This is a genomic window from Nocardioides sp. (assembly GCF_035429765.1).
GTDB lineage: Bacteria > Actinomycetota > Actinomycetes > Propionibacteriales > Nocardioidaceae > Nocardioides.
This window is the reverse complement of record NZ_DAOMFK010000104.1, coordinates 1-10,964: the sequence shown is the minus strand read 5'-3', so window position 1 is coordinate 10,964 and position 10,964 is coordinate 1. Positions and strand designations below refer to the sequence as shown.

Sequence of the window (10,964 nt, the reverse complement as noted above, 5' to 3'; positions counted from 1 at the left end):
CAACAGCCACGTGGTGACTGGGATCTTCCGCGCTGTCCGGACCACCTCTGGTGCCGGTGTCCAAGCTCCCCCGCCCAACGGGAGTCTCGGCAAGATCGGGCCGCGGCAAGGTCCCATCCGCCAAGACGACTCGCGGCTAGGCCGTCTCCGGTTCGGCGATCTCTGCGAGGAGCTCCTCGGCGTCCGTGCGCACACTCTCGTTCTCGTCGTGGAGCATCGTTTGCAGGATGGGCAAGGCGTCAGTGCCGGCTCCGACGACCAGCGCCTTTCGGATCGCTTCCCACTTGCGGTACCCAGTGATGTCGGGATCGCCGTAGTGCGAGCGTCCCGGCTCGGAACGGTCCAGCTGCACGTGTCTGTCGTGCGCTTCAGAGTGCTTGCGCAGATTCTGCCCGAGTACCTCCAGTCCCGCGGGGCCGATCATCGCCAAGGCACGGGCCGCCTCTTGCTCGCTTTCATCGCCCCAGTATCGCGGCGCACCGATCAGCACCGCGAGTGGCTGAACGGCCGGTTCTCCTATCCGCCGCAGAGCACCGGCCGCCGACCGTCGAACCGAAGCGCGTCCGCTTCCCCAGAGACCGTTCAACTCCGCCGAGAGCAGCTGCACCAGGGGTTCGACGGTGCGTGAATCGCCGGTTGCCCCGAGCGCGTCCGCGATCGCGACGATCTTCTCGGACTCATGCCCGTGTGCGTCCCCGTTGCCGAAATCACCTGACCGCTTCATCCACCGCTCACCCACGAGCTCGCAGCCGAGGTTGAGAAGCAACGGCTCGACGGCCATTGCCCCCACCTCTCCAGCCGCGACCCAGTCCTCACGTGCCAGGGCGCGGGCCAGGCGCTCCTTGTCTGACTGGGGTTCCCAATCCAGCTTCTCGAGCGCGAGAAAGGCCGTGCTGTTGTGCGTCTCCATCGCGCTCGATACCAACGTCGGCACTACCTCTCGCCCGCAGACCGCCAAGGCGTCCACCACAGCCGCTTCGAGCTTCTCGGTCACCCCGAGGTCATACACGGCCCGCGTGTTGATGCTGGGGTTGGAGCGCCAGTCAAGAAGTGCATCCACGGCCCTCGGATCTCCGATCGCCTTGAGGGCCTCCGCCACATCAAGCCAGAGGTTGACCTGGATCGTCGACACGATCGCCAGCTCGTTGAGGAGGCGCGCAAGAGGCATCACCGCGTCTGAGCAGCGGAGGTGACCCAGGCCTCGAACGGCCCAGTCGGTGTCCATGTCCGGGCGGTGATCGAGGGCGCTGAGCAGCACGGGGGTAGCTCGCGGGTCGCCCAGTGTCGCCAGGGCATATGCCGCCCTGACTCGTAGAGCGTCTGTCTCGTCCGCGGTCACCTCCAGCAAGGCGGGTGCCGCGCGCCGATCGCCGAGCTCTGCGAGCGCACGAACCGCATCCTGGCGGGTCGAGGTGTTCTCGCTGCGCAGCATCTCGACCACACCGTCGACGTCGACCGGCGCCTTCTCCCCAGCGACTTTCGGTGCTTTGGGCCGCCGCCTGAAGATTCCCATCGTCAGCACCTCCCGCGGTATGCCGGGCCGGCTCTGCGGCGCGCATTCCGGTGTCCGGATGAGCTCCGGTACGTCGGGCGGTCCGAAGAGCCCCATGGCCCACCCTGTCTTGAAGGTCGGCGCCATCGTGCTCCCACGGTTGCGCGACACTGCTCAGCACAGTATCGGCATCCAGCTATCGCCACAGTGTCGGGGCGCGAAACGTGCCAAGCGGCGTGATTCACCTTTGTCAGGCGGTCTGATTGGGGGCTACCTGGTCCCTCGGACCGGGGAGATGGCGACCGCACCAGCCGCCGCGCAACCCCCGGCGACGAGGTACAGCGCGGTGTAGCTGTGGTGGGTCAGCCCGAGGATGACGGGCGCGAGCGCCGGGGCGAGTGCGAACGGCAGTGCGCCGGCGATGTTCAGCACACCGAGGTCCTTGGCCGAGGACCGGGTCGGCGGGAGCACGTCGACCACGAGAGCCAGGTCGACGGCCATGTACATCCCGAATCCGAGGCCGCTGATGGCCATCCCCGCCAGGTAGCCGGCCGGGCTGCTCGCGGTGGCGATGGTGACCATTGCCACCGCATAGATGCCGGCGGCGGCGGCAACCAGCACCTTCCGTCGACCGAGCCGGTCCGAGAGCCGCCCCGCCAGCGGCGAGACGACCACCAGGACCGCGGACTGCAGCAGGGTCGCGACGTAGATCTGGTGCGGCACGTCGCGCTGGTCGGTGCCGAGGTGGTCGAGCAGGTCGTAGGCCTGGTAGGTGACGAGGAACGCGTACGCCATCACCATCATGAACCGGCTGGCGAACGCCCAGGCGAAGTCCGGGTTGGCGCGGGGGTTGACGTAGAACGAGCCCAGGAGCTCCCGCAGTGACCAGGCCGGCCGGTGCGCCGGGTCGAGCCGCCGGTCGTTCAGCCTGGTCGTGAACACCGCCACCAGGAGCCCACCGACCAGGCAGGGTGCGAGGAACATGGTCAGGTCGGTCCGGTCGAACGCCTGGACGAGGTAGGTGGCCGCGACCGAGGCCGCGGGAAGACACACGCCGAGCACGCCGGAGACCAGCCCCCGCTGGGCGACGGGGACGTGGTCGGGGAGGATCGCGGTCTGGGCGGCCAGGAGGGCGTTCAGGAACACCTGCGCGAGGCACCACCCGACCAGAACGACTCCGATGGTGGGTGCGAGTGCGATGGTGAGCGTTCCGAGGACGCCGCCGGCCAGACCGGCGAGCATCCACGGCCGGCGCATGCCGAGACGGGCGGTGGTCCGGTCGCTGAGCCTGCCGAAGAGCGGGTTGCTCACCATGGCCAGCACGGATCCCACCCCGGTGACGAGCGCCAGGTTCTTGGGGGCGTCCTCGAGACCGACGAGGTCGTTGACCTTCAGCGCGAGCGACACCAGGAGCGGGCCGAGGAACAGCAGTGCCCCGCCGGCGTAGGACAGTGCGTACAGCGAGATGAACTGCCGGCTGACCGGCGCGGCGCCGTCAGGGGTGGAGCGTGGGCTGAGCGCCGTGGCGTGCTCAGGAGCGTCCACCCCGCCCTCCCGGTTCCCACTCAGAGACCGCGTCGAGGACAAGCATCCAGCAGGCGGGTGCGGCGCGCCAGCGTCGTGGGCTGACCGTTGTCCTCAGGCGGTCGCGCGGCGGGTGAGCAGCTGCACCCGGAGGCGGTGCAGCCGCGGCATCAGTCCGTAGATGACGATCGGCACGGCGATGGTCGCCAGGACGAAGGTCCGCAGGACCGGTCCGGCGTCAGAGAGCCAGGGGCCGATCGTGACGTTCAGGAGCGTCAGGGTGGGGAAGACCGCGATCCAGATCATGAGCGCCAGCTGGTGCTTGGTCGGTGGCCCGATCGGCTTCGCCGGCGGGGTGGTGGATGAGCTCGGTGCGTCGGACATGGGGTTCTCCTTGGTAGGTGAGTCGGCGTCAGTGTGTGTGGTCACGGCGGTGCTCGCGCACGGCGTTGCGCACGTCCTCGTCGACGAGGTGGGCGTTGAGGGCGATGGCTGCCGTGGAGCCCTCACCGGCGGCCGTGATGACCTGGGCTCGTGGGTTGCTCACGTTCCCTGCTGCCCAGACACCGGGAACGGTCGTCTGGCCGGTGCCGTCGGTGACGACCCAGCCGGCCTCGTCGAGGTCGCACCCGAGGCCGACCAGCACGTCGTTGTTCGGCACGAATCGGGGTGGCACGAACAGGACCTCTCTGGGGACCGTCCGGCCGTCCTCCAGCGCTACGGCGTGCAGGGCGTCCTCCTGGACGACGACCTGACTGACGTGGCCTTCGACAACGGCGATCGCGCGCGCCGCCAGCTGCTCCTGCTCGTCGTCCGCCAGGCTGCCAGGAGCAGCGAACAGCACGACGTCGTCGGACCACTGCCGGACGATCTGGGCGTACCGGGCGGATTCGGCTGACCAGCCCAGTACGCCGATCGCCCGGCCGCGGACCTCGTAGCCGTGGCAGTAGGGGCAGTGGAGGACGTCTCGCGCCCACCGCTCGCGCAGACCGTCGACGTCCGGCAGCTCGTCGCGCAGGCCGGTGGTGACCAGGACCCGTCGGGCCGTGACAGTCGTGCCGTCGCCCAGGGCAAGTGCGAAGCAGGACCCGTCACGACGGGCGTCGGTCACCTGTCCGGCGACGAACCGGCCGCCATAGGACTCGACCTCCCGCCGGCCCACAGCCAGCAGCTCAGCCGGAGGCATGCCGTCGCGCGACAGGAACCCGTGCATGTGCTGCGCGGGCGCGTTGCGGGGCTCGCCGGCGTCGATCACGAGCACCGTCCGCTGCGCCCGTGACAGGACCATCGCCGCCGAAAGGCCGGCTGCTCCGCCACCGATGACTGCTACGTCGTACTGGTTCATGCCTCATAGCGTGCGGGCTCGTTCCCGGGCCGACAACTGATGTTGCGCTTTCTGGGAAAACTGCGGAGCATGACGGGCGTGATCGACCACGAGGAGGCCATCGCCACCGCGCTCGACCAGGTGGGTCCGCGGCTGCAGAGGCTGCGCAAGCAGCGCGGCATCACGCTGACCAGCCTGTCCACCGCGACCGGCATCTCGAAGAGCACCCTGTCCCGGCTCGAGACCGGCCAGCGCCGGCCCAGTCTGGAGGTGCTCCTGCCGTTGGCGCAGGCGTACCGGGTCCCTCTGGACGACCTGGTCGGGGCTCCCGAGGTCGGGGACCCGCGGATCCGGCTCAAGCCGCGACGGGTCAACGGCCGCACGGTGCTTCCTCTCACCCGCCCCGGTGGGGTCCAGGCGTGGAAGATCCTCATCCCCGCCTCCCAGTCCAGGCCCCGGCCCAGGGCCCACGACGGCTTCGAGTGGCTCTACGTGCTGTCCGGGCGGATGCGGCTCATCCTCGGCAGCCAGGATCTGGTGCTGGGCGTCGGAGAGGCGGCCGAGTTCGACACCCAGGTTCCACACTGGTTCGGAAGCACTGGCGAGGGCCCCGCAGAGGTGCTCAGCATCTTCGGCCGCCCCGGCGAGAAGATGCTGGTCCGCGCCGGAAGCGGCGGCGCACCGGAGGAACCAGCAGATCCGCACCTCCCCTGAGCGCCCACGGCCGCATCTGGCCGAAGGATCGGCGACCGAGGGCGCGGCCGGATGGGATGATCAGCCGCACGCGGCTCGGGGTCCCGCAGCCGCGCAGGCCGCGATCCGAGGAAGGGAGGCGACGGTGCCCGAAGCAGTGATCGAGACCAAGCTCCTCCTGCCGCGGCTGCGCCAGCGGACGGTGCCCCGTCCCCGGCTCGAGGAGCTGCTCATCCGGGGCGCAGAGACGACGCTGACCCTCATTGCCGCACCCGCGGGGTTCGGCAAGACCACCCTGCTGGGAGGCTGGCTGGGTCGGCGCGCTCGTGGGTGCCCGGTCGCCTGGGTGTCCCTCGATGAGCGCGACATCGACCCGTTGGTGTTCTGGACCCACGTCCTGCACGCGGTGGGCCGGGCCGTTCCCGGGGCGGCCGCCTCCGCGCTGGCCGAGCTCGGCTCCAGCCACGCGCGGATCGAGGAGGTGCTGTCGGTGCTGGTCAACGAGCTCGGGGTCACCGCGGCCGACCTCGATCTGGTGCTCGACGACTACCACCTGGCCGAGTCGCCGGCCATCCAGCCGGGCATGGCGTTCCTGCTCGAGCACCTGCCGCCACAGGTCCATCTCGTCATCAGCACGCGTGCCGACCCCGCACTTCCGCTGGCGCGCCTGCGGGCCCGCGGTGAGCTGGTCGAGATCCGGGCCGTCGATCTGCGCTTCACCAACGACGAGGCAGCCGCCTACCTCAACGGGGTCAGCGAGCTCACCCTCGACGCCGACGAGGTGGCCGCGCTGGAGGCTCGTACCGAAGGCTGGGCCGCGGCGCTGCAGCTCGCAGCGCTGTCCCTCCGGGGCAAGGCGGACCCCGCGGAGTTCATCGCCGGCTTCGCCGGCGACGACCGCTTCGTCGTCGACTACCTCGCCGACGAGGTCCTCGGCCGGCAGCCCGCGGACCTCCGGGCGTTCCTCCTCGACACCTCCGTCCTCGAGGAGCTCACCGCGTCCCTGTGTGATGCCGTGACCCGACGAGCTGACGGCAGAGCCATGCTCGAGCAGCTCGAGCGGCAGAACCTGTTCCTCGTTCCCCTCGACGACCAGCGCCGGAGGTACCGCTACCACCACCTCTTCGCCGACGTGCTCCGCGCCCACCTTCTCGACGAGAGACCCGCGGACGTGCCGAGGCTGCACCGCCACGCGAGCGACTGGTACCAGGAGGCCGGCGATCCTGAGGCAGCGGTGCGTCACGCGGTCGCCGCCGGAGACCTCGACCTCGCAGCCGAACGCATCGAGCTCGCGATCCCCGCACTGTTGCAGGACCGTCGCGAAGCCGTCCTGCGACGGTGGGCCCGCGACCTGCCCGCCGACCTCGTGAGGAACCGCCCGGTGCTGGCGGTCGGGTTCATCGGCGGCCTGATGTCGAGCAACGACTTCCAGGGGGTCGCCTCGCGGCTGGCGTACGCCGAGAGCCTGCTCGACGCCCCCGCCGCGGACCTGCGGGTGGCCGACGCAGCCGAGCTCGCACGCCTCCCGGCGACCGTGCACACCTACCACGCCGCACTCGCCCTCGTGGGCGGCCGACCGGAGCACACCGTGCAGCACGCCGAGCTCGCCCTCGCCCGGGCCGCCGAGGACGACCACCGCTCCGTGGCCGCCGCGTCGGCACTCCTCGGGCTCGCGTCCTGGAGCAACGGCGACCTCCAGGCAGCGCACCGGGCCTACCGGACCGCTTCTGAGCACCTGGAACAGGCCGGACACGTCGCCGACGTCATGGGCTGCGCCATCACACTCGCCGACCTCGAGATGACGCAGGGCCGGCTCCGCGAGGCGCGGCGGACCTTCGAGCACGCCCTGGCCCTGTCCGGTGGCTCGCGGGTGCGTGGCACGGCCGACATGTACGTGGGGCTGAGCCGCGTGGCATGGGAGCGGGGTGATCTCGCGGCCGCGAAGGAGCACCTGCGCCAGGCCGACGAGGTCGGCGACGGCTCCGGGCTCCCCCAGAACCCCCACCGTTGGCGGGTGATGATGGCCCACCTGCGGCAGGCTGAGGGTGACACGGCAACCGCCGTCGCGCTGCTCGAGGAGGCCGACCGGGTCTACGTCGCCGACTTCTCACCCAACGTCCAGCCCGTGGCCGCCACCCGCGCGCGGCTCCTGGCTGCCTCCGGGGACGTCTCCGGTGCCCGCGCCTGGGCACGTGAGCACACCGTCACCGCCGCCGACGAGCTGACCTACCTCAGCGAGTACGACCACCTCACGCTGGCCAGGGTACTGCTCGCCGAGCACGCCGCCACCGCGGACCAGGATGCCCTGGGGGAGGCGGCCACCCTGATGAGCGGCATCCTCGCCGCCTCCCGGCTCGGTGGACGCACGGGCACCGTGATCGAGACGCTCGTCCTCCAGGCCGTCGCCCAGCGCGCCGCCGGCGACCTCGACGCAGCCACCGGCACCCTCGCGGAGGCCGTCCACCTGGCCGAACCGGAGCACTCCGTCCGCGTCTTCACCGACGAGGTTCCAGCGGTGCGTGCGCTGCTCGACGAGCTCGTCCGGCGCCAGCCGCAGGACACGTTCGCCCGGCACCTGCTCCACGAGTGCGCCCGCCGCAGCGCCGGCGAGGCCAGCACCGCCGGGCTCGGGACCCAAGCAGCAGATGCGGCCGGCGTCCGGCTGGGCCCGGGGTCCCAGCCGGCCCCGGGCCTGGTCGAGCCGCTCAGCAGCCGCGAGACCGACGTACTGCGTCTCCTCGCCTCCGACCTCAGCGGGCCGGACATCGCCCGACAGCTGCACGTGTCTCTGGCGACCGTCCGCACCCACACCCAGCACATCTACGCCAAGCTCGGCGTGAACAACCGGAGGGCGGCTGTCCGGCGCGCCCACCAGCTCGACGTGTTCCCCCGCGCGGGCCGCTGACGCTCTCCGCGACGTCCGGTCCGACGTCGGAGCGCTCGCGAAACTCATCATCGCCCTCATCACACCTGATGACGCCCGCTCATCACCTCGGCTCCTAGCGTCGCGACATCGAGACGGCCCGCCACACACGGCAGGCAGACCGTCCGGCAGGAGAGGAGCAGCCCGTGACCGGCGTCGAGAACCAGTCCCACCCGGACCACTGGTACGAGATCCGGCTTCAGGGACACCTGGACCAGCGGTGGTCGGCATGGTTCGACGGCATGCAGCTGGCCCACCTGGACGACGGCACCACCGTCGTCCAGGGAGAGGTGGCTGATCAGACAGCCCTCCACGGTCTGCTCGAACGCATCCGCGACCTCGGGTTGCCGCTCATCTCTGTCGTGGCAGTCGACCGCGACTGACGCACTCCCCCACCCAACCCCACACGCAAGAAGGAGATCGCAATGACCACTGTCCAGACGCCCGTCGAAGGGCCGGTGCGCACGCCGACCGGGTCGACAAAGAAGACAGCCCACCTCGTGGGGTGGCTGTTCGTGATCACCTACGTCACCTCCATCGCAGCCAAGTTCGTCTTCTACCCGCCGCTGTTCGACACCGACTACATCACCGGGTCGGGGGAGGACGGGCGGGTCACGTGGGGCGCGCTGTCGGAGATGATCCTCATCATCGCCAACATCGGCACGGCGGTCGCCCTGTTCTCCCTCCTGAGGCGGGTCCACGAGAACCTGGCCCTGGCGTTTGTGACCGCTCGGGTCATGGAGTCCGTCTTCATCGCCGTAGGCATCCTCAGCGTGCTGACGATCGTGACGCTCCGGCAGGATGACCTCGGCGCAGCCGACACCGCGTCCTTGACGGTGGTCGGTGACGCGCTGACCGCACTCCAGGAGTGGACCTTCGCCCTTGGCCCGGGCTTCGTGGTCGGCGTCGGGAACGGGATCATCCTGGGCTACCTCATGTACCGCTCCCGCCTGGTGCCGCGAGGGATGGCCATGCTCGGCCTGGTCGGCGGGCCCCTGATCTGCCTCTCCGGAGCAGCCGTCATGCTCGGCCTCATCGAAGCCGGCTCGACCTGGCACAACCTCGCCGTGGTGCCCGAGTTCTTCTGGGAGCTCAGCCTGGGCATCTACCTCATCGTCAAGGGTTTCCGGCCCACCCGCTACACCGAGGTCGACGCCTGAGACGCACCCCAGACCGTGGGGCGGCAGCCGCTCGGGCGGCTCCGCCCCCTCTCCGCACCGTCTCCCCACCGTCTCCCCGCCGTCTCTCCGCCGACGTCCCCGAAGGAGTCCACGTGATCACCGTCCAGAACCTCACCAAGCAGTACGGCGACTTCACCGCCGTCGACGACGTCACCTTCACCGCCGCGGCCGGCCGCGTCACCGGATTCCTGGGCCCCAACGGCGCCGGCAAGTCCACCACCATGCGCATCATCGTGGGTCTCACGCCGCCGACCACCGGCACCGCGCACGTCCTGGGCCGCCGGTTCGCCGAGCTGCCCAACCCCGGCCTCGAGGTCGGCGTGCTGCTCGACGCCTCGGCCCAGCACGCGGGCCGCACCGGTCGCGAGATCCTGGCGCTCGCCGCCACGACCATGGGACTGCCGAGGAACCGGGTGGACGAGCTGATCCACCTCGTCGGCCTCACCGACGACGAGGCGGCGCGCCGCCTCCGGGACTACTCCCTCGGGATGCGGCAACGGCTCGGCCTCGCGCACGCGCTGCTCGGGAACCCCGAGGTGCTCATCCTCGACGAGCCCGCCAACGGCCTCGACCCCGCCGGGATCCGGTGGATGCGCGATCTCCTCCGGGGCTACGCGGACCGGGGCGCGACCGTGCTGCTGTCCTCACACCTGCTGCACGAGATCGAGGTCATCGCCGACGACCTCGTCGTCATCGGGGACGGCCGCATCGTCGCCTCCGGCCCGAAGAAGACCCTGCTCGCCGGTGCCGGCACCCAGGTCCGCACCCGCCAGCACGACCGGTTGAGCACCGCGCTCACCGCCGCCGGCATCGCCTTCACACTCACCGGCCGGTCCGCCCCGGGGCTCTCCGGGGCGCCCCAGTGCCACACCTTCCGCGTCGAGGCCGAGGCAGAGTCCGTCGGCCGGCTCGCCTCCACGGCCGGCGTACCACTCGTGGAGCTGCGCAGCGGCGACGCCGGCCTGGAGGAGATGTTCCTCGAGCTCACCGCCGACACCCAACGAGACTCCCGACGCGAAGGAGCGGTCGCATGACCACCACCAGCACCCAGGCCCCGCCGACCACGACCACCGGCTCGGCCCTCGGCCCCGGCCGGGGGATCCCGCTCCGCCGCATCGTTAGGGTGGAGCTGCGCAAGTCCCTCGACACCCGCTCCGGCGCCTGGCTGCTCGCCGGCATCGGGATCGCGTCGCTCCTGACCACGGGCGCGGTCATCGCCTGGGCACCGACGGACGAGCTGACCTACAGCCAGTTCACCCTGGCCATCGGTGTGCCGATCTCGATCCTGCTGCCCATCATCGCCACGCTCTCGGTCACCGCGGAGTGGACCCAGCGGAGCGGTCTGGCAACCTTCACCCTGGTGCCGCACCGGGGCCGGGTGCTGCTCGCCAAGGCGCTCGCCGCTCTGGTGGTCGCGGCCACCGCAACCGCAGTCGCGTTCGCTGTGGGCGCCGCCGGGAACCTCGCCGGCTCGGCTCTGGCGGGTGTCAGGACCACCTGGGACCAGAGCCTGTCCGACGTCGGCTGCTTCGCCCTCGCCAACACGCTGCTGATGCTCGTGGGCTTCACCCTGGGAGCGCTCATCCGGAACAGCCCCGGCGCCATCGTCAGCTACATGATCTACGCGTTCGTCGCACCAGGGCTGCTGGCGTTCCTGGCGTTCAACCAGCGCTGGTTCGAAGAGGCCCGGCCGTGGGTCGACGCCAAGTACAACCAGGACGCCCTCCTGCGCGCCGACGGCCTCACCGGCGAGAGCTGGACGCAGCTCGCCGTGACCAGTGCCTTCTGGGTGGTCCTCCCGATGGCCGTCGCCGTGGTCCGGCTGCT

The 10,964-nt window shown here is 70.6% G+C and carries 10 protein-coding genes; 6 read left to right on the top strand and 4 right to left on the bottom strand.

Going from position 1 to position 10,964, the window contains the following annotated elements; translation table 11 throughout:
• Nucleotides 1–136 precede the first annotated feature (136 nt).
• The 4 genes from PLP61_RS10695 to PLP61_RS10680 form a co-directional block, all read right to left on the bottom strand.
• Nucleotides 137–1,609 carry a HEAT repeat domain-containing protein gene (locus PLP61_RS10695; protein ID WP_324502700.1) on the bottom strand — a complete coding sequence of 491 codons (1,473 nt, stop codon included), beginning with the start codon at nt 1,607–1,609 and terminating at the stop codon, nt 137–139.
• Nucleotides 1,610–1,762: 153 nt separating this feature from the next.
• Entirely contained in the window at nt 1,763–3,037 is a 1,275-nt protein-coding gene (locus PLP61_RS10690) for an MFS transporter (RefSeq protein ID WP_324502699.1), read from the bottom strand.
• 93 nt (nt 3,038–3,130) lie between these two features.
• On the bottom strand, nt 3,131–3,400 hold the full coding sequence (locus tag PLP61_RS10685) for a putative antibiotic biosynthesis monooxygenase (RefSeq protein WP_324502698.1): 270 nt from the start codon (nt 3,398–3,400) through the stop codon (nt 3,131–3,133).
• 28 nt (nt 3,401–3,428) lie between these two features.
• On the bottom strand, nt 3,429–4,361 hold the full coding sequence (locus PLP61_RS10680) for an NAD(P)/FAD-dependent oxidoreductase (protein ID WP_324502697.1): 933 nt from the start codon (nt 4,359–4,361) through the stop codon (nt 3,429–3,431).
• A gap of 69 nt (nt 4,362–4,430) precedes the next feature.
• Here PLP61_RS10680 and PLP61_RS10675 point away from each other — a divergent pair, with 69 nt between their 5' ends.
• The 6 genes from PLP61_RS10675 to PLP61_RS10650 form a co-directional block, all read left to right on the top strand.
• Nucleotides 4,431–5,054 (top strand): helix-turn-helix domain-containing protein, encoded by a 624-nt coding sequence (locus PLP61_RS10675; RefSeq protein ID WP_324502696.1) that lies wholly within the window; start codon nt 4,431–4,433, stop codon nt 5,052–5,054.
• A 124-nt stretch (nt 5,055–5,178) separates the two neighbouring features.
• On the top strand, nt 5,179–7,938 hold the full coding sequence (locus PLP61_RS10670; protein WP_324502695.1) for a winged helix-turn-helix domain-containing protein: 2,760 nt from the start codon (nt 5,179–5,181) through the stop codon (nt 7,936–7,938).
• A 164-nt stretch (nt 7,939–8,102) separates the two neighbouring features.
• A complete protein-coding gene (locus PLP61_RS10665) occupies nt 8,103–8,339 on the top strand; it encodes a DUF8691 family protein (protein WP_324502694.1) in 237 nt (78 codons plus the stop codon).
• 42 nt (nt 8,340–8,381) lie between these two features.
• Nucleotides 8,382–9,116, top strand: a complete 735-nt coding sequence (locus PLP61_RS10660; protein ID WP_324502693.1) for a DUF4386 domain-containing protein — start codon at nt 8,382–8,384, stop codon at nt 9,114–9,116.
• Between the two features lie 113 nt (nt 9,117–9,229).
• A complete protein-coding gene (locus tag PLP61_RS10655) occupies nt 9,230–10,171 on the top strand; it encodes an ABC transporter ATP-binding protein (protein WP_324502692.1) in 942 nt (313 codons plus the stop codon).
• The coding region (locus PLP61_RS10650; RefSeq protein ID WP_324502691.1) for an ABC transporter permease at nt 10,168–10,964 on the top strand (797 nt) is incomplete at its 3' end. The genes PLP61_RS10655 and PLP61_RS10650, both read left to right, overlap by 4 nt.